Origin of the sequence: Chryseobacterium sp. W4I1, from assembly GCF_030816115.1 — a bacterium.
GTDB lineage: Bacteria > Bacteroidota > Bacteroidia > Flavobacteriales > Weeksellaceae > Chryseobacterium.
This window is the reverse complement of sequence record NZ_JAUSXQ010000001.1, coordinates 3730202-3749947: the sequence shown is the minus strand read 5'-3', so window position 1 is coordinate 3749947 and position 19746 is coordinate 3730202. Positions and strand designations below refer to the sequence as shown.

Here is a 19746-nt window from a genome sequence, read left to right as displayed (position 1 = left end):
TCTTAAAATAAAAAATAAATAGTATTTTTGTACAAAATAAAAAAGAAGCAATGCAAAATTTTAAACAAATTAAAACTGGAAAGAAGGGAACTGTGAAGTTCTCTAAGGTTTGGAATATTTAAAAGACTTGTCTTGCATAAAAATAATTAATGTGGCAGGCTCTTTATCTAAGAATCTGCCTTTTTTTATGTTAAAATGAAATTATGAATTCAAAAGAATTATTAAAGATTGCCACTGAGTTTGGCACCCCGGTGTACGTTTACGATGCTGAATCTATCAAAACTCAATATGAGAAACTTACATCTTCTTTTTTAAAACACACAAAGTTCTTTTATGCTGCAAAGGCATTGACAAACATTAATATTTTGAAGTATGTCAAGAACCTGGGTGCGTCTTTGGATTGTGTATCAATAAATGAAGTAAAGCTTGGATTGAAGGCAGGATTTACTAAAGAAAAGATCCTTTTCACACCCAACTGTGTAGACCTTGCTGAAATTGAAGAGGCAATGGTGCTGGGCGTTCATATAAATATTGATAACATCTCTATTCTTGAGCAGTTCGGGAATAAATTCGGGAATACATATCCAATTCTTGTAAGAATCAACCCGCATATTTTTGCAGGAGGAAACTATAAAATCTCAACGGGACACATCGACAGCAAATTCGGTATTTCTATCCATCAGGTTCGTCATATTGAAAGAGTTATGAAAAGTACCAACCTTAATGTGGAAGGCCTTCACATGCATACCGGAAGTGAGATCAAGGATCCGGACGTTTTCCTTCAGGCATTGGATATTATGCTTGAGCTTTCTGAGCATTTCCCTAATCTTAAATACCTGGATATGGGAAGTGGGTTCAAAATCCCTTACCAGGATAGCGAAGAAGAAACAGATGTAAAAACTTTAGGAAAGAAAGTAGAAAAAGTGTTGTCTGAATTCACAAAATCTACAGGCCGAAAGTTTGAATTATGGTTTGAAACCGGGAAAATTCCTCGTTGGAAAAAGCGGTTATCTTTTAGTGAAAGCCAATGTAATCAAGCAGACTACAGCTACGGTCTTTGTAGGAGTAAATTCAGGATTTAATCATCTGATCCGTCCGATGTTCTACGATTCTTATCATATGATTGAAAACCTTTCCAATCCAAAAGGGGCAGAAAGAATTTATACCGTTGTAGGAAACATCTGTGAAACCGATACTTTCGCATGGGACAGAAAACTGAATGAAGTAAGAGAGGGGGATATCCTGGCTTTCCATAATGCCGGAGCATACGGTTTTGAAATGAGCTCTAATTTCAATTCAAGATTAAAACCTGCTGAAGTATTGTTCTTAGACGGAAAAGCACACTTGATCCGTAAAAGAGATGAATTTGAGGACCTGCTGAGAAATCAGATAGAAGTAATCTAAATCAGATATAAAATAGAACTCCGCAAATTAATGCGGAGTTTTTCTTTTAAACAAAAACTTGAAAAATGTTTATTGATATATAAAGGATACAGAAATCCGCTCAAAGCCAGACGGTTTTGTTTCTTGCTTGTCTTAATAGCTTCACTTCACTATGATTTAAAGCAATTCATCTTAATCGCAGTACCTTAAATATGTTGAAATTTTAATATTTTATTGGCTTTGAAATTGTAATTTATTAGCTAAATTTGAGAGAGGCAAGGATTAAATGCTAATCATTGCTTACCATTCTTTATTCAATTTCTATAACGAAAATAAACACCCAAAAATAGTAATTATGGCTAAAAACATAGCAGAGCAGATTGTTGAAATGCTCGAAGACGCCAATGTGAAAAGAATTTACGCAGTTACCGGCGACAGTCTCAACCATCTTAATATTGCCGTTAAAAAAAGCAGCATAGAATGGATCCACGTGAGACATGAAGAAGTGGGAGCCTATGCAGCAGCGGCGGAAGCTGAGCTTGATGGGTTTGCCGTATGTGCAGGAAGCTGCGGCCCCGGACATGTTCATCTGATCAATGGGGTTTACGAAGCGCACAAATCTCATGTTCCCATGCTGGTTATTGCTTCCACAATTCCAAGCGACGAAATGGGAATGGATTATTTTCAGGAAACCAATACCATAAAGCTTTTTGACGATTGCAGCCACTACAATCAGATGATCACACGACCTGAACAGGTACAGAGAACTTTACAGACGGCTATTCAGCACGCCATTTCAAAAAAAGGAGTTGCTGTTATCGGACTTCCCGGAGATGTGTCAGAACTTGATGCGGAAGAAGGATCTACCTCCACCCAGATATTCAGGACCAATCCCGTAATCAGGCCTTCCGATGATGAATTGAAAAGCCTTGCAAGCTTAATTAATGAAAGCAAAAAAGTAACGCTCTATTGCGGAATCGGAGCAGGAGAAGCAAATGCTGAAGTAGTAGAACTGTCAAAGTTTTTAAAAGCACCGGTAGGTTATTCCTTCCGTGGGAAAATGTCAATTCAGCCCAATAACCCTAATGAAGTAGGACTTACAGGGCTTTTGGGATTTCCTTCCGCTTATCATGCGATGCACGAAGCAGATCTTTTGATCCTGCTGGGAACCGATTTTCCTTATCAGAAATTCATGCCGGTAAAAAATAAAATTGTCCAGATCGATGAAAGCCCCGAAAGATTAGGAAGAAGGGCAAAACTTGAATTAGGATTGGCGGGAGATGTGAAAGAAACCATTAAAGCTTTGCTGCCGCTCCTTCAAGAAAAAACGGATACGCATTTCCTTAATGAACAGTTGGCGTTTTATGAGAAAGTAAAAGAAAACCAGCTTACTTATGTAAAAGACTTTGGAAAAGAAGATGCTATCCAGCCGGAATATGTCACGCATATCTTAGATCAGGTGGCTAAAAAAGATGCCATTTTTACAGTAGATACAGGGATGTGCTGCGTGTGGGGAGCCAGGTTTATCACCGGAACCGGCGAAAGAAAAATGCTGGGCTCTTTCAATCACGGTTCAATGGCGAATGCTATGCCGATGGCTATTGGTGCAGCTCTGGCTCATCCAGGCAGGGAAGTGATTGCGATGTGTGGAGACGGAGGACTTTCGATGCTTCTCGGAGATATGGCTACAATTTTCCAGTATAAATTACCGGTTAAACTGATCGTTTTCAATAACAGAACCCTGGGAATGGTAAAACTGGAAATGGAAGTAGGGGGAATGCCGGATAATGAAACGGATATGATCAATCCTGATTTTGCGATGGTAGCTCAGGCAATGGGATATCCCGGGAAAAACGTTCATAAACCTGAAGATGTAGAAAGTGCCATCAAAGAATGCTTATCCTTTGATGGACCGTACCTTCTCAATATATTTACCAATCCGAACGCACTGGCCCTGCCTCCGAAAGTAGATTTTGACCAGGTAGTGGGAATGACCAAATCTATGGCTCAACTGATGCTTGGTGGTAAAATGGAAGAAGTGCTGGATACTGTGAAAACCAATTATAAACATATTAAAGGACTGCTGTAATGAATGCTTCCTTAAAAAGATTTTATATCATCGCCTGGGTATTCGGGCTCGTATTTTATTTCCTTGATTATGTGATCCGTTCCGCACCTGCAGTAATGATTCCGGAACTCGTCAGCAATTTCAATACAACAGAGCTGAAGCTGGTGAGTATGATCGGAACCTATTATTACACTTATTCCACCTGCAGCCTTATTGCAGGAATTGCTTTAGATAAGTTCGGAGGGAAAAAATCACTTTTTGGCGGAGCTTTAATTCTTGGAGTGGGCTGTCTGCTGTTTTTAATATCTACCTATACTGGTGGTATCGCGGGCAGACTTTTGCAGGGAGCTGGTTGTGCTTTTGCATTTCCGGGCTGTGTTTATCTGGCGAGTAAAGGCTTTTCATCTAAATCTCTGGCTACAGCGGTCGGAGTTACCCAATGTATAGGAATGCTGGGCGGAACAGCCGGGCAGTTTGTAGTGGGGCCATGGGTAGAAGAAGGAATCAATATCGATACATTCTGGCTTTGGTCCGGAATTATCACTTTGATTACAGCATTTTGCTTATTCTTTGTCATTCCCGGTGAAAAACAGGCTGAAGTACAGTCTGGAGATCCTGTAAAAAAAGTCGGATATCTGGAACCGTACAAAATTGTTTTTAAAAATCCCCAATCCTGGCTCTGTGGAATTATTTCAGGATTATTGTTCGCCCCTACTACCATCTTTGCAATGACCTGGGGAGTTGCCTTCTTTCAAAAAGATAAAGAATTTCTATTTCACGATGCTGCCATTACCAGTGCTATGGTAGCTTTTGGATGGGTGTTCGGATGCCCGCTTTTAGGATTTATCACCGATAAAATAGGAAGAAGAAAGCCTGTTCTGATGGCCGGAGCTATTCTGATGATCTTAAGTTTTCTACAGCTGATTTACCTGCCGGAACTTTACCCTGCGAAAATCAGTATGTTTATTTTTGGGCTTGGTTCAGGAGCAGCGATGATCCCATATTCCATTATTAAAGAAGCCAATCCTGATTATGTAAAAGGAAGTGCAACCGGAGCTATTAATTTTATCACTTTTGGAGTTACTACACTGGTAAGTCCTGTATTCAGCAGATGGTTCGGGAAAAGTCTGGACATTTCTTCCGGAGATATGCATTTTCAACATTCCATATTATTCTGGATAACAGGAATTGTATTGGCTGTTTTGATTTCAACGATGTTAAAAGAAACGGGAAGCAAAGTACAATCCCAGCCCTTGAATACATAATTTAAATTCAATATTTTGTTAAAAAACTTCGGGTGAATGCCTGAAGTTTTTCTTTTTTATCAAACAATTAAAAATTAACTTTGTTCAAAGAATCTTAATAACCAATGGATACGCTTCTATGAAAGCATTTATATTATTTATAACAATGCTTGTGGCAAATTTTACTTTTGCACAGCAGGACATTGAAGAAAGAGGGGATAATAACATTGCCGAGGTTAATAAAAACCTGTTAAAAATAGACATTAAACAACCACTTTTGCAGGTTGCCGTAAAGAATTGTAATGATTTTAAACCTGCCGGATTTGAAGGCGGTGTTCTTGTTTATAAAGAAACCTTGAGAAAATTTATGTTAGATTATCTGAACTCAGATTTTTATGTGCTGAACGGAGATTTTACATTCACTATTACGATAGATCAGACAGGAAAAGTCACCGATATTGAAGGAAGTCCGAAAGTAGCCAACAGCTCTTATTTTTTTGATGATATGAAATATGTGGTAAGACGTATAAAAAAAGACTGGATACCAGCTTCATGCAACGGCCATCCCGTCACTTCACAGGTCAAAATTAAGATGAATATCTCTTCAATATCAACAGATCTATAAATCAATTACTTGAAAAATATCTTTTATTACTGCCTTTACTTTTCCTTGGAGTTAAAGGTTTCTCCCAACAGGCACCTCAGGCAGAGATGATATAGCTGATCATGATTAGAATATTATTTTTCCAGTGGAATTTTCAGTAAAATTTATCGGAAGATAGTCCTGACATTCTGTCACAATATTTTGTATCTTTGCAGACTAATCTGTTCAGGAGCTAAATTTCATCCCTCAGCATTGAACTTTGTATCCTGAATATTGAACTTAAATTGATTACAGTGCAGGAAAAATATATAGACGAAACAAAACAGGGCGAAGCTTTTGCCATCGCTGAAAAGCCTGAGAACTCTAAAAAACTCTTTTTAGAAAGCTATGGCTGTCAGATGAACTTTTCTGATTCTGAGATTGTTGCCTCTATTCTGAATGAGCAGGGATACAATACCACCCTGAAAGTGGAAGAAGCAGACCTTATCCTTTTAAATACCTGTTCCATCCGTGAAAAGGCAGAGCAGACTGTAAGAATGCGTCTTGCCCAGTTCAAAAGACTTAAGAAAGAAAAACCAAATATGACGGTTGGCGTTCTCGGATGTATGGCAGAACGTTTGAAAACCAAATTCTTAGAAGAAGAACAGCTGGTAGATCTTGTGGTAGGCCCTGATGCTTATAGGGATCTTCCTAATCTTTTGCAGGAAACCGAAGACGGGAGAGATGCCATTAATGTAATCCTTTCCAAGGAAGAAACTTACGCAGATATCAACCCTGTACGTTTAGGCGGAAACGGAGTTACAGCATTTGTAACCATCACCAGAGGCTGCGATAACATGTGTACCTTCTGTGTGGTTCCTTTTACCAGAGGAAGAGAAAGAAGCCGTGATCCACATTCTATCATTGCAGAATGTAAGGATCTTTTAAATAACGGGTACAAAGAAATTACTCTTTTAGGACAAAATGTAGACTCATACTTATGGTATGGAGGAGGTCCTAAAAAGGATTTCGCAAAAGCTTCTGAAATGCAGAAAGCAACCGCCGTTGATTTTGCTCAATTGCTTGATTTGGTGGCTAAAGCTGTTCCCGAAATGAGAGTAAGATTCTCTACTTCCAATCCTCAGGATATGAGCCTGGATGTATTCAGAATGATTGCAAAACATGACAATATCTGTAATTACGTTCACCTTCCTGTCCAGAGCGGGAGCAATAATATGCTTCTTGCAATGAACAGACAGCATACCCGTGAAGAATATTTAGATTTAATCAGAAAAGCAAAGGAGATTGTTCCTGATATTGCTTTTTCCCAGGATATGATCATCGGCTTCTGTAATGAGACTGAAGAAGATCACCAGGATACATTAAGCCTGATGAGAGAAGTGGAATATGACTACGGTTATATGTTTGCCTATTCAGAAAGGCCCGGAACACCGGCGCATAAAAAGATGGAAGACAATATTCCTTTTGAAGTAAAGCAGAAGCGTTTGAATGAAGTTATTGAACTTCAGCGTGAACTATCCAGGAAAAGGATGGAAACTTACGTTGGAAGAGTACACCAGGTTCTGATAGAAGGAACTTCCAGAAAAAATGAAAACCAGTGGAAAGGAAGGAATTCCCAGAATGCAGTTTGTGTGTTCGATATGCAGGAAGGGCAAAAAGTGGGTGACATTGTGGATGTTTTTGTCTATGATAATACACAGGGCACACTTTTAGGAAGAACTGCAGAATAATTTAAAACCCGGATAAGAACGGTATATTGCTTGTATCAAGTATTCAACAGTTTAACTATAAAGGAGAGAAGATATACATTATAGAAAAACTGCCAAGAAAATAGAATCTTCCGAAACTAAAATGAATGGCTACATTACCGTAAGATTTTTAGTAAATTGTGGAGGAAAAACAGGACTGAATTAAAGAACCGGAAGATAAGCTTCTGCGATGCACAAAATCGCGGGATAGCTTATTCCTAGAGATAAAAAGTTTTAAAGCAGGCTATTATCAGTATTTAACCTATAAAATTGAGAATGGAAAAGTTTCAGAGGTATTACCTTAGCTTTTTGCTCCTTATCGTTTACACCAATACTATTGCACAGGTCAACTGTAATGCAGTAGAGGGTGAGAACTGCAAAAAATCCTGTGGGTTATACAACTGGGTTTCAGACAGCCGGGGCAGCAGGGAATCTCAGGAAGCCTTTGATAAAGCCATCGGACTATGTCCGGATTTCTCTAATACTTATATCGAAAAAGCCGTTCCTTACTTAAAGAACGGAGATTTTGTCAACTGGAAAATTCTTATTGACAAAGCTATTGCTGTAGATTCTAAAATGCATTTAGGCTACAGAGGCTTGTATAAATTCCAGTTTCTGCGGGATTATATCGGTACTGTCCGTGATCTTAAGCAAGAAAAATATTATCTTAATCATCTGGGACGGTCTCTAAATGGAGATTATCATCCGGGGGTGGTAAAAACTATCTCTTACAATCCTTTAGAGCAAAAAGAAAAAGCAGCTGAGATCATTGAAAATTTTCTTTCATCAAAAAGCTATTTCAAAGGAATGTATGGCCATTACAAGCTTGGAGTGACTTATTTTGAGCTTGGAAGATATCACAAAGCCTCAGAAAATTTTGAAAACCAAAGCAAAGAATATGACTTTGCTGAAAATACATACTTTAAAAGTAAAGTTTCTAAGATCAGAAACAAAGATTATTTAGATTTAAAAACCTTAGCATTAAGGACGCACGATGAAGACAAGATATGAGATGTCTACATCCTTCACTTTAACAAGGTCTACAGGAAACAGATAACAGAACTGTAGATTATTATTAGATCAATAATCAAAAATTTACTTATGAGCAACGAGTTACAAACCATAAAAAACCGCTTTGGAATCATCGGGAACTTTCCCGCATTGAACAGGGCTTTAGAAAAGGCAATCCAGGTAGCACCCACGGATATTTCCGTTCTGGTGATTGGAGAAAGTGGGGTGGGAAAAGAATTTATCCCGAAAATTATCCATTCAGAATCAAAAAGAAAACATCAGCCTTATATTGTGGTGAACTGTGGAGCGATCCCGGAAGGAACAATAGATTCAGAATTATTCGGACACGAAAAAGGAGCATTTACCGGAGCTACAGCTACCCGAAAAGGATATTTTGAAGTGGCAGACGGTGGAACAATCTTCCTTGATGAGGTGGGAGAACTTCCCCTTCAAACCCAGGTACGTCTTTTAAGGGTACTGGAAAGCGGAGAATTTATGAAAGTGGGTTCATCACAGGTTCAGAAGACCAATGTAAGAATTGTAGCGGCTACCAATGTGAATATGATGAAGGCTATTCATGACGGAAGATTCCGTGAAGACCTTTACTACCGTTTAAATACCGTTCAGATCGACATGCCTCCTTTAAGAGAAAGAAAAGGAGATATTCATCTGTTATTCAGAAAGTTTTCTATAGATTTTGCAGAAAAATACAGAATGCCGGAACTGGAGTTGGAGCCTAGTGCCGTTCATTATATTGAAAATTATACTTTCCCGGGAAACATCCGTCAGTTAAGAAATCTTGTAGAGCAGATGACTGTGGTGGAAAGAAACCGGGAAATTACCGTTGAGAAACTCGCAGAATATATTCCGATGGAAACCCATCTTCCAATGGTGGTCAATAATCAGACGGCCCAGAAGCAGAATGATTTCGGAAGCGAAAGAGAAATTATGTATAAAATTCTCTTTGACATGAGAAGTGATATCAATGATTTAAAATCGCTCACTTCAGAACTGATCAAAAACAAAGGAACAGCCGACCTCAGCAATCAGGAAAAAAATCTGATCAACAGAATTTATTCTGCAGACCAGACCCAATCTGTGGCCCAGAATTCGCTCCTTTATTTTGAAGATAAATCACCGGCGGCGCAGTCTGCACCTACTATAATCTCCAATGCTGATGACAGTTACGAAGACGTTGAAGATATAGAAATAGAAGAGAACAGACCGGAATCTCTATCACTTCAGAATAATGAAAAAGATTTGATAATCAAAGCGTTGGAGAAGCATAAAGGACGCAGGAACAGGGCTGCTGACGAGCTTGGTATTTCGCAGAGAACTTTATACAGAAAAATAAAACAATATAACTTAGAAGACTAAAAAAACGGATGAAAAATTTAGAGGCAATAGCTGCAAAAGGATCTGATTTCAGTATAGGGAAGTCTGTTTCTCAGGAAGCTGAACTTTTCAAAAAAAGATATAGAGGGATTCATCGTAGCGATGTTTTAGAGTTGATAATCAAAAAATGGTATGAGTAAATTAAAAATAATATTCGGTTTTGTCATTCTTTCGCTGTTTCATCAGTGTTACTCGTTTACAGGATCTTCACTGACGGATGAAAAGACGGTCCAGATCAACGAATTTCCAAATAATGCAGCGCTTGTCAATCCAACCCTTTCCCAGCAGTTTTCTACAGATATCCAAAACAGGTTTCTACAGAGAACAACCTTGAAAGGGACAAAATCAAATCCTGATATTCTGATAGAAGGGGAAATTTCTGATTATGGTTTTTCTCCAACTACCATCAGCTCAAATACGACGACAAACCCTTCGGGAGGTGTGGTTCAGCAGGCCCAGAGCAAGCTGACAATCACCGTGAAAGTACATTACGAAAATAAAGTGCATCCGGATTCCAGTTTTGACAGAACTTATTCCGATGAAGCCGTTTTCAACAGTAACCTTACCCAGAGTGAGATCGAAGCTTCCCAGGTGAAGCTTGTGACAGACAGAATTATTAACAAGATATTTAACGATATTGTAGCCAATTGGTAAAATGAATCCCAGAGTTTTAGAATTATTAAAGAACCCCAAAAATATTCAGTCAGAAGATCTCGGTCTTCTGAAAGAAGAGATTCATGCCTTTCCTTATGTTCAAAACATCAGGGCACTTCACTTATTTGGAGTACATCTTTATGATAAAGAAAATTATCAGAAAGAACTTTCAACGACAGCTGCTTACACTACAGACAAAAAAATTCTTTATCAGCTGATCAATGGTAAGATCCGGCAGGAAGTAAAATCTGAGGTCTTAGAAGACAAAGAATCTCCTAAAACTGAAGTAAAAACAGTAAAATATACCTATAAAACTAAGGCATTCCCTATAAAAAGAGAACAGCCTTCTGAAATACCCCAGAATAAATACGAAGCAGTAGCTTCTATGATACCGCCTGTTCAGGATATTAAACATATCCATGTCAATGGAGAAAGAAACAGGATCCTTTTCGAAGGCGAAGAAAATTTCCTTGAGGACAAAAATTCCGAAACTATAGATCTCGAATCTACGCTGGAATCAGGGGTATTGGTAACCCAAAAATCTTCGCCTGCAACAGAAGAGCCTAAAGAAAAGATCATCAATGAGCAGAATTCAGAAGAAAACGAACAGCAGGAAGATATAGATACAGAAGGCGGAGTTAAATTCACCCCTGAATTGATTGTTGATGAAGATAAAATTGCTAGCAAGGAAGAAAAGCAGGAAATAGATAAAGCGGAAGATATAAGCTTCCATGAAGTTGAAACAGAAAAAGAAGAACAGCCGGAAGATACAGAAGCAGGACTAGAGTTCACTCCTGAATTGATGATTGATGAAGATAAAATTGCTAGCAAGGAAGAAAAGCAGGAAATAGATAAAGCGGAAGATATAAGTTTCCACGAAGTAGAAGCAGAAAAAGAAGAACAGCCGGAAAATATAGAAGCGGGATTAGAGTTCACTCCTGAATTAATTGTTGATGAAGATAAGATCGACACTCAGACAGAAGAAAAGGAAATTGATAAAGCTGAAGATATAAGTTTTCATGAAGTAGAGGAGTTAACGCCTGAAAAAGAAGATACTGAAAAGGAAAAACAAGCTGTAGAAGAATCGATGTCCGCTGAAACAGAACAGCATTCCACCGAGGTTACTAAAGATCAAAATGCAGATCAGCCGGATGCTGAAATTAGTTTTCATGGAATGGATCAGTTTCTGCCCGATGTTAAGATCCAGGCAAACAGTGATGATACAGTTTCCTCTCCCGAAGTTTCAAAACCTAATGTAAATAAGCATGAGGAAGAAATGAGACGCCTCATCGAGGAAGTGGAGAAAAAAATGAAAGAAGCACAGGCTACTCCGAAAATTGAAAATAAGGAGCCCGAAATCACAGATCATGAGATCAGTTTTGCTGAAACTCAGAATTTCCATTTCTGGTCTACGGAAAAAGAAGAACCTAAAGCTGAACAATCTGCACCTGTACCGGTACAAGAGATAGTAACTGAGCCAGAGCTACCTATAGAGCCTGTAGAAATTGAGGCGAAAGCAGAACAACAAATACAAGAACAGGAACCTGCCGCAGAAAGAGTCTCTTCATGGAAACCAATGAGCCTGGATGCTCATCTGCCGGATTCTATGATCAGTAAAGAAAATACAGTTCCTGTTACCAAAACTGAAGCTCCACAGCAGCAGGAAGCTGCGCCTGCAGAAATAGTAAATAAGAAAATAGAAGAACCTGCAGTACAGGCCAAGCAAGACACTGAAACACATGTGCCTGTTGCAAAAGAAACAGCAGGAATTACAGAAGAAGAAAAAGAAAATGAAAGAGAAAATTCTGAACAAGCTGTTGAACCAAAAACTCCAAAAAGAGAAGAAGCACCGGTTATGAATGTATCTTTCTTTGGAACAGATATTTCAAGCTTGTCTGTAAAAAAAGCTGAGAAAGAAAAAATAAAACAAGATTCCGCTCACGAAGTCAAAGCTGAAAACCAGGGTCAGGTGCACGCTGACAGTAATGTTCCCGGATTTATCAATACATGGCAGAGCTGGCTCAAAATAGACAGGCCATCGGAGAAAGACGCTGTCATTGTCAAGGAAGAGGTGCCTATTCAGGAGAAAGTGATTGAAGCTTTTATTGAGAATAACCCAAGAATCAGCCAGTTAAGAGATGAAAGTACTTACGTGGTCAAAGAGAAGAATGATGATATTTCCCATTTGATGACAGAAACACTTGCCAATCTCTACTTTGAGCAGAAATTATATACCAAAGCAATCAAGGCATTTGAAATTCTGATCAAAAAAACACCGGAAAAAAAGGAGTATTTCCAGGCTAAGATTCAGGAAATAAAAGATTTCAGAAGTAAAGGATAATAAGTTAAAACTTATATAATATTAAAAGGCTGAATGCGGAAGTGTTCAGCCTTTGTTTTATGTATTGTCGGGACTACTCCTTATTCCTCGTAGTTTTCGCCAGGCTTTTCGTCCAAGAACAAAGACCAGGATAATCAGTATGATAGCGCAAATAGCAGCAATTACCGGAGCGGCCATAGCCAATATAGACATAATACCGGCTCCTGCTGTTTCGGTAGTTCCGACCACAGAATTTCCTAAACCACCAGTCGTAGCTGTGGAAGCCGCCCGGATTCCTGCAAACCCCGAACTGATGGTTGCAGCTGTTCCGCCGCCAGCAATTAAGGCAAGTGCCCATTGAGGAAATGTTCCCAGATCCGCAAACTGGCTGGCAAATAACACAGAACCTGCAACTGTAGCCAAAGGTACAGATATGGTGTCCAGCAGATGATCTACAAATGGAATATAGTACGTCAGAATTTCAGCGATAGTCGCAATGCCCGTCGTAATAAGTGCCGGAAGCCCCGAAAGCCATTCAAAATGCTCATTCATCGGGATCCAGTGAAAATAAGAAGCAATGCTTACTGCAAACATCGGAAGAAAGACTCTGAAGCCTGTGGCAGCAGCGAGACCAATGCCAATAAAGGCACTCAGCACATATGAAAAATAGGGAATATGATCTAACATTTTAATTTTCAGATTTATTGTTTTCTCTAAAATTACAAAAACTATACAAGCTTTTATAAAAATTAAAATATAAATTATTCGTACGCAATACGAAGAAGAATCATGAGGTGAACATATGTACAGTTTGTCGTTTAAAAGAATATTGATAAGCAAGGATACAGAAAGTTTCCTTCAGATCTCCCTGATAGAGGTGTGGTGAGATAAAAAATTTTGCTATAGGCGTAGTAGATTGAAAGGACTTTGTCACAAATCCTCCAGTTTCTCTGTGAAAATCTGTACGATTAGTGGTAAAATTACAGTCTCATTATTTCATTGGTAAACTGTTATACTGCTGTATTGTTACATTATCAAGCCCTCTTCTGCATCTGGCAAAGCTTTTTAAACTGCTCCTCCACTTCCTGGAACTTAGCCGGCATTTCTGGAGAAGCCCAAAACATCATGGCAACTGTTTTTTCACCAAAGGCCTCCTTAAACAAATCCTTATTCAGACGGTAACACTCCCTTAAAAGCCTTTTTACCCGGTTTCTGTGGACCGCCTTTTTGAAATATCTCTTAGAAACTGATACCCCGAATCTTGCACTTTCTAGCGGAAGTGCAGGTTTGTCTTTTAGAAGGATAATCCTCAGATTTCCACAAGATCTCCATTTACCTTTTTCAAAAAGTAAAGTGATCTCAGTCTTTTTCTTGAGTTTTTCGGCTCTCGGATATTTAAAGTTTGTCATTGACGGGGTGTAAATATAGGATATATTTTTGTTTGTTGAGATCCTTACAATGTGCTCAGCACCATATCGAAGAGCCTGTTGGCTTGAAATATTGTCTGATTAATCCTTTTTAATTAAATAATTGATCACTTCCGATGCCGCGTACAGCCCGAAGATGGCAGGAATATAGCTGATGGTACCGTAGAAAGACCTTTTATAGTTCGCTCCGTCCGTCAGTTTAAGGCTTTCCTCCTGCTGAAGCTCATTAGAGAAAACACATCTGAACCCCTTATTGATATTCTCCTTCTTAAGCCTTTTTCTGATCTGTCTTGCCAGGAAACAGTTCTGCGTTTTGCTGATATCCCTTACCATCACCTTACTTGGATCCATTTTTCCACCTGCTCCCATAGAACTCACCAGTTTTATTTTCCTTCTCTTGGCCGCTATAATTAAACTCAGCTTCGGAGTAATACTGTCGATGCAATCAAGAATATAATTAAACTTGGCAGAATCAAGAACTTCATCCATTCTTTCAGGATTAAGAAATTCATTGATTTTAATCAGTTTAAGGTTTGGATTGATATCAAGAAGTCTTTCCGCTACCACTTCCACCTTATGCTTTCCTATAGTAGAGTGCAGCGCCGGCAGTTGTCTGTTGATGTTGGTAATATCTACTGTATCACCATCCACGATTGTCATGTTTCCAACGCCTGCTCTGGCTAAAAATTCAGCGGCAAAGGATCCTACACCACCTAAACCTATTACAAGGACATTTGCTTTATTAAGCCTCTCCAGTCCTTCCTCTTTGATCAGGAGTTCCGTTCTCTCCAGCCAGTACTTATCCATTCTTTATCGTGTCTAAATTTTCTAAAATCTGCTCGTTTAGTTGATCCAAAGAAATACCCTTTAACTCCGAAACTTTTGAATATAATTCTTCAATATTAAAGCATTCATTATCAGTCTCTAAAAACATCTTGTCAAGGGGCGTGCTCTTTACAATTTCCTGCAAAGATAAATGATACAAAACCGCTTTTCCAAAACTCAGATAAAAATTATTTTTCAGCAGGTCTGCTGCAATCCTTTGCTTTTTATTAAAACCATGAATGATGACCGCCTGTTCAGCCTTCTTTTTAAAAGAAATGACCTCATAAAATTTTCTTACACAATGAATAATCAAAGGCTTTTTAACTTCGTTGGAAATAAGGATCTGTCTCATAAAAACCTTTTCCTGAACTTTCTGAGGGATCTGAAGCATAGAATCAAGCCCACATTCCCCAATAGCCAGACAGTTTTTTGAGATGTTTGATGTCAACCACATGAATTGCTCTTCCAGACTATCTACAGCAATATCCTTAGGATGTATGCCTATTGAATACAGAGAATCCGGGGGCACCGTTCCCAGTTCCAAATTATAGATTCCATACAGAGTCTTATTCTTATGATGATGAAAATCAAAAAAGTCCATGGACAAAAGTACGATTATCCAGAAAATTAATTTAAATTATTAAACGAACGTTTATAAAATTGTTAAAAATTTCTTAACTTTACTCAAACTGCACTTCATGAGAAAAAAATTTACAGAAAAACAGATCCATATCCTGGATATTGCTGAAGAGCTTATTGCAAAAAAAGGCTATGAAGGAACTTCAGTAAGAGATATCTGTTCCCGGGCCAACATCAACGTGGCAATGATTTCTTACTATTTCGGCTCCAAAGAAAAAATGATGTCGTATCTCTATCAGTACCGCGTACTGAAAACCAGAGAGAATTTTTCAGAATTTGCAGATACCATCAAGGATGGCAAGCCGGAAATGCAGCTAAGAGAAATCATCAAATACATTGTTGCCCAACTCTTTAAATATAACTATTTCCATGGTTTTGTCACTCAGGAACTCAGGCATACTGAAAACCTCAAAGATGAGTTGCTGGATTTCTATCAGCTGTTTGTAAAGAAACTGGATGATGTCATCAAAAAAGGAGTGGCGTCAGGAGTATTTACTTTCACGCCAAAACCGGAAGATATTCTGACCATGATCATCGGCTCCACGTTATTTGTTATCAGAAACAAAAACTTCTACGAGCTGTATGTGCCGAGTAAAAATGAAGAAACTTACGCCAAAGAAGCTGAAAAAAAAGTAAGAATGAATCTTTTGGTCAGCGTTTTTGCCATTTTGGGATACGCAGCAGACTAAAATTACGTTAAATATTCATAAAAAAAAATCTATTGACAAAAAAGTTATATTTTTGCAAATTAGTAAATCGGCTGTATATTCCGAAAACTGTTGAATTTTTTATATGAAAAAATATATTTTAGGTCTTTTTGTAGTGGCAGTTATTTCCTCATGCGTAAGCCAGCAGGAGAAAGCAATGAAGAGTGCTGACAAGAATTTTATCTTAAAAGCGGCTAATGAAAATTTTGCCAAAAAGAAATGGAAAAATGCATTAGCTCTATATGACAGGCTTACCAACCTTGTAGCGGGAACAGATGACTTTCCGAACGTAGGTTTTAATACGGCCTATGCTAACTATTATGACAAAAGCTATAAGCTGGCAGGACATCAGTTTAAAAACTTTGCCGTAAGTTTCCCGAAAGACCCAAGAGCTGAGGAAGCAGCATATATGTCTGCATTATGCTACTATGAAGGTTCTATGGATTACAACCTGGATCAGTCTACTACGGAAACTGCGATCAATGAGCTTCAGGATTTCCTGACCAATTATCCGAATTCTGAAAGATCTAAAAATATCAGTCAGCTAATTGATGAACTGTCTTATAAATTAGAATTTAAAGCATATGAAAATGCAAGACAGTATTTCAAAATGGGGGAGTATAAAGCGGCCAATGTTGCTTTTGAAAATGTTTTGGAAGATTTCCCAAGTACAAAACTCCGTCCGAAGATTTATGATTTTATCATGAAATCACGTTACGAACTTGCGGTAAAATCTATCTATGACCTTAAAGACGAGCGTATAGAAAGCGCTATAGCTTATACCAAACTTGTAGAAAAAGAACTTCCGAATACAGAATATTCTAAAACAGCAGTAGATCTGAGAGGAAAACTGGAGAAAGAAAAGCAGAACTTTGTAGTTGTAAAAAAACAAACAGAAGCAAGAATTGCAACCTTAACGGCAAAACAGAAAAAAGAAGCGGATAAGTTGGCTGAAAAAAATAAAACGGAGCAGCAGATCAAAGATCAGATCAGTAATGAAAAGAAGGCAATGCAGATCCAGAGGGATAGTGCAGCACTTCAGACCCCTCCGCCGGCAGCCACTTTCAAAATCCAAAGATAATTCGTAAATTTGCCATCTTAAAATAAAATAATTTTCTCAAAATGAGTGTAAAAGATACAAAAGCAGAAGTAAATACTATTACTTACGATAAAGACAAGATTGAAGATAAAGTAGGTTCAATCTATGAAGCTATTGTTATCATGGGAAAGAGAGCAGAGCAGATCAATGCGGAGATCCGTACGGAACTTCACAATAAATTGGACGAATTTGCTGTGCACAATTCTACATTGGAAGAAGTTTTCGAAAACAGAGAGCAGATCGAGATCTCTAAACATTACGAAAAACTTCCGAAGCCTACCTCTATCGCTATCGAAGAATGGCTGAATGAAGATATCTATTTCAGAAAGACAGAAGACAGAAAATAATTATTTTGTGTTTTTACATATGGAGGTCATAAAGGAATTCAGTTCTTTTATGACCTTTGTCTGTTTATACCCGTCATTGTGCGAAAAAATAAGTAATTTAGGAGTTCAAAAATTAAAACTAAATGAGTGTTTCCGGTAAAAAGATTCTTATCGCTGTTTCCGGGGGAATTGCGGCCTATAAAATTCATTTCCTGATCAGGGACTTTGTGAAAAAAGGAGCCGAAGTTCAGGTCATTATGACGCCCGATGCAGAACATTTTGTAACGAAATTAAGCCTTTCAACCCTATCAAAAAAACCTGTTTATTCAGTTTTTTATGGAGACAACGGTACCTGGAACAGCCATGTGGAGCTGGCTTTATGGGCAGATGTAATGATTGTTGCCCCTTGTACAGCCAATACCCTTTCTAAAATGATCCATGGGATGTGTGACAATCTTGTGATTGCTACCTATATGTCAGCTAAATGCCCTGTATTTATCGCCCCTGCAATGGATCTTGATATGTATGCTCATCCTTCCACCAGACAAAACCTTGAACTGGCAGAAGATTATGGACATTTCATTATTCCTGCAGAAAATGGTGAGCTGGCCAGTGGTCTGATCGGGCAGGGAAGAATGGCAGAACCGGATACTATTTTTAAAACCATTGAAAAATTCTTTACTTCCGGAAATCACAGCAAAAGCTTAGCGGGTAAAACAGTACTGATTACTGCTGGGCCTACTTATGAAGCCTTGGATCCTGTGAGATTTATTGGGAATCACTCCTCAGGTAAAATGGGATTCTCTCTTGCTGAAGAAGCTTCAAAAAGAGGAGCTAAGGTGATTTTAATCTCCGGACCTAGTTCTCAAATAACGGATGATAAAAATATCGAGATTCATAAAGTTACCTCTGCCAGGGAAATGCTGAATAAAGTTTTTGAATTTTATGACCGCGTGGATATCGGTATCGCAAGCGCAGCAGTGGCAGATTATGCTCCGAAAGAAGTCGCTAAAGAGAAAATTAAGAAGAATGATGATAATTTAACCATCGAACTGGTTAAAAATCCGGACATTCTAAAAACGATGGGTGAAAAGAAAACCCACCAGTTTCTCGTAGGTTTTGCCCTCGAAACCCAGAATGAAGAAGAGAATGCCAAAGGAAAACTGGAAAAGAAAAACCTCGATATGATTGTTCTGAACTCCCTTCGTGATGAAGGAGCAGGCTTTAAAAATGATACCAATAAAATCAAGATATTCACCAGAACAGAAAAGAAAGAATTTGACCTTAAATCCAAAGATAAAGTAGCTGAAGATATTCTGGATTTTGTTGAGGCTCAACTTTTAAAATAAATTTAATAAATTTCCGTTCTCAATTTTTAATTAGATAATGAAAAAAATCATAAGCCTATTCCTACTGCTTTTTATATACAATCTGAGTTTTTCGCAGGAACTGCTTGCAACGGTACAGATCAATTCCCAGCAATTGGGAGGAAGTAACCAGCAGGCCTATAAAGCGCTGGAGAAAAGTCTTAGGGACTTTATCAATAATACCAGCTGGACCGGTAAAAAACTCCAGAATTTTGAAAAAATAAAATGTAATTTTTCAGTCGTTATTGCTGAAAGAGACGGGAACAGGTTCAAAGGCAGTATTGTTATCCAGGCCGTGCGTCCCGTGTACAATACCAGTTATGAATCACCGCTCGTCAATCTTCAGGATCAGAGATTCGCCTTTGAATATGTTGAAAATGAAAATCTTGTATTCAATGAAAGACAGTTCTCAGGAAAAAACCTGATTGATGTAGTGAGCTTTTATGTCTATGTAATTTTGGGCTATGATGCAGACAGCTTCCAGTCTATGGGCGGAACACAATGGTTTTCAAAAGCCCAGCAAATTGCTCAAAATTCCCAGAACAGGAATTATGAAGGCTGGAATGTCATCAACGAACCAAGAAGCCGAACTATATTGATCAATGAGATTATCAATCCGAATTGGAACCAGCTGCGTTCTACGATGTATACCTATCACAGAGCAGGTTTGGATAATCTCTTCAACCAGGATCAGACCGCTGCCAAAAAAGTAATATTTGATGCTCTGATGCAGTTGAAAACCTATGAAAATTCATTTCAGCAGTCCTATTATTTTAACCTGTTCCTGGACAATAAAAGTGATGAGATCTTCAATGTTTTCAATTCCGGAAATAATGGAGGGCTTGTGATGAATGATCTTAAGCAGCTTATGATGGTCTTTACACCTAAATATTCGGAGAATAAATGGAGCAAGTGGAAATAAGACTTCA

Annotated in this window: 18 protein-coding genes and 1 pseudogene; 15 read left to right on the top strand and 4 right to left on the bottom strand. The window is 38.3% G+C overall.

Going from position 1 to position 19746, the window contains the following annotated elements; all coding sequences use genetic code 11:
- Nucleotides 1-203: 203 nt before the first annotated feature.
- The 10 genes and pseudogenes from lysA to QF044_RS17380 all read left to right on the top strand — a co-directional run bounded on the left by lysA (nucleotide 204) and on the right by QF044_RS17380 (nucleotide 12448).
- A pseudogene (gene lysA, locus QF044_RS17425) lies at nucleotides 204-1404 on the top strand (diaminopimelate decarboxylase).
- Nucleotides 1405-1738: 334 nt separating this feature from the next.
- Nucleotides 1739-3472, top strand: a complete 1734-nt coding sequence (locus tag QF044_RS17420) for a thiamine pyrophosphate-dependent enzyme (RefSeq protein ID WP_307269992.1) — start codon at nucleotides 1739-1741, stop codon at nucleotides 3470-3472.
- A complete protein-coding gene (locus QF044_RS17415; protein WP_307269991.1) occupies nucleotides 3472-4716 on the top strand; it encodes an MFS transporter in 1245 nt (414 codons plus the stop codon). The genes QF044_RS17420 and QF044_RS17415 overlap by 1 nt, the downstream gene beginning before the upstream one ends.
- A 118-nt stretch (nucleotides 4717-4834) precedes the next feature.
- The gene (locus tag QF044_RS17410) at nucleotides 4835-5320 is read left to right on the top strand and encodes an energy transducer TonB (RefSeq protein ID WP_307269990.1); all 486 of its coding nucleotides are present in this window, start codon (nucleotides 4835-4837) and stop codon (nucleotides 5318-5320) included.
- Between the two features lie 272 nt (nucleotides 5321-5592).
- Complete coding sequence (gene miaB, locus QF044_RS17405) at nucleotides 5593-7029, top strand: tRNA (N6-isopentenyl adenosine(37)-C2)-methylthiotransferase MiaB (RefSeq protein WP_307269988.1); 1437 nt, start codon at nucleotides 5593-5595, stop codon at nucleotides 7027-7029.
- A 294-nt stretch (nucleotides 7030-7323) separates the two neighbouring features.
- Nucleotides 7324-8058: a hypothetical protein gene (locus QF044_RS17400; protein WP_307269986.1), complete on the top strand. Its 735-nt coding sequence runs from the start codon at nucleotides 7324-7326 to the stop codon at nucleotides 8056-8058.
- A 90-nt stretch (nucleotides 8059-8148) separates the two neighbouring features.
- Nucleotides 8149-9435 (top strand): sigma-54-dependent Fis family transcriptional regulator, encoded by a 1287-nt coding sequence (locus QF044_RS17395; protein ID WP_307269984.1) that lies wholly within the window; start codon nucleotides 8149-8151, stop codon nucleotides 9433-9435.
- Nucleotides 9436-9443: 8 nt separating this feature from the next.
- Nucleotides 9444-9593 (top strand): hypothetical protein, encoded by a 150-nt coding sequence (locus QF044_RS17390; RefSeq protein ID WP_307269982.1) that lies wholly within the window; start codon nucleotides 9444-9446, stop codon nucleotides 9591-9593.
- The gene (gene lptE / locus QF044_RS17385) at nucleotides 9586-10107 is read left to right on the top strand and encodes an LPS assembly lipoprotein LptE (protein ID WP_307269980.1); all 522 of its coding nucleotides are present in this window, start codon (nucleotides 9586-9588) and stop codon (nucleotides 10105-10107) included. The genes QF044_RS17390 and lptE overlap by 8 nt, the downstream gene beginning before the upstream one ends.
- Before the next feature lies 1 nt (nucleotide 10108).
- Nucleotides 10109-12448: a hypothetical protein gene (locus QF044_RS17380; RefSeq protein WP_307269976.1), complete on the top strand. Its 2340-nt coding sequence runs from the start codon at nucleotides 10109-10111 to the stop codon at nucleotides 12446-12448.
- Between the two features lie 57 nt (nucleotides 12449-12505).
- On the opposite strand, the gene QF044_RS17375 is transcribed toward QF044_RS17380, so the two are convergent.
- The 4 genes from QF044_RS17375 to QF044_RS17360 all read right to left on the bottom strand — a co-directional run bounded on the left by QF044_RS17375 (nucleotide 12506) and on the right by QF044_RS17360 (nucleotide 15280).
- Entirely contained in the window at nucleotides 12506-13114 is a 609-nt protein-coding gene (locus QF044_RS17375) for a DUF4126 domain-containing protein (protein WP_307269973.1), read from the bottom strand.
- Between the two features lie 347 nt (nucleotides 13115-13461).
- On the bottom strand, nucleotides 13462-13836 hold the full coding sequence (rnpA, locus tag QF044_RS17370; RefSeq protein ID WP_307269970.1) for a ribonuclease P protein component: 375 nt from the start codon (nucleotides 13834-13836) through the stop codon (nucleotides 13462-13464).
- Between the two features lie 99 nt (nucleotides 13837-13935).
- Nucleotides 13936-14661 (bottom strand): tRNA threonylcarbamoyladenosine dehydratase, encoded by a 726-nt coding sequence (locus tag QF044_RS17365; RefSeq protein WP_307269968.1) that lies wholly within the window; start codon nucleotides 14659-14661, stop codon nucleotides 13936-13938.
- Nucleotides 14654-15280, bottom strand: a complete 627-nt coding sequence (locus QF044_RS17360; protein ID WP_307269965.1) for a TatD family hydrolase — start codon at nucleotides 15278-15280, stop codon at nucleotides 14654-14656. Before QF044_RS17360 ends, QF044_RS17365 begins: the two co-directional genes overlap by 8 nt.
- A 97-nt stretch (nucleotides 15281-15377) precedes the next feature.
- Here QF044_RS17360 and QF044_RS17355 point away from each other — a divergent pair, with 97 nt between their 5' ends.
- The 5 genes from QF044_RS17355 (at nucleotide 15378) to QF044_RS17335 (ending at nucleotide 19739) form a co-directional block, all read left to right on the top strand.
- Nucleotides 15378-16007, top strand: a complete 630-nt coding sequence (locus tag QF044_RS17355; protein ID WP_307269964.1) for a TetR/AcrR family transcriptional regulator — start codon at nucleotides 15378-15380, stop codon at nucleotides 16005-16007.
- 103 nt (nucleotides 16008-16110) lie between these two features.
- Nucleotides 16111-17106, top strand: coding sequence for an outer membrane protein assembly factor BamD (locus QF044_RS17350; protein WP_307269962.1), 996 nt, complete (start codon nucleotides 16111-16113; stop codon nucleotides 17104-17106).
- A 41-nt stretch (nucleotides 17107-17147) separates the two neighbouring features.
- The gene (locus QF044_RS17345; protein WP_027372958.1) at nucleotides 17148-17471 is read left to right on the top strand and encodes a DNA-directed RNA polymerase subunit omega; all 324 of its coding nucleotides are present in this window, start codon (nucleotides 17148-17150) and stop codon (nucleotides 17469-17471) included.
- A 122-nt stretch (nucleotides 17472-17593) separates the two neighbouring features.
- Entirely contained in the window at nucleotides 17594-18799 is a 1206-nt protein-coding gene (coaBC, locus tag QF044_RS17340; protein WP_307269960.1) for a bifunctional phosphopantothenoylcysteine decarboxylase/phosphopantothenate--cysteine ligase CoaBC, read from the top strand.
- A gap of 37 nt (nucleotides 18800-18836) precedes the next feature.
- Complete coding sequence (locus QF044_RS17335) at nucleotides 18837-19739, top strand: DUF4835 family protein (protein WP_307269958.1); 903 nt, start codon at nucleotides 18837-18839, stop codon at nucleotides 19737-19739.
- The last annotated feature ends 7 nt before the right edge of the window (nucleotides 19740-19746 follow it).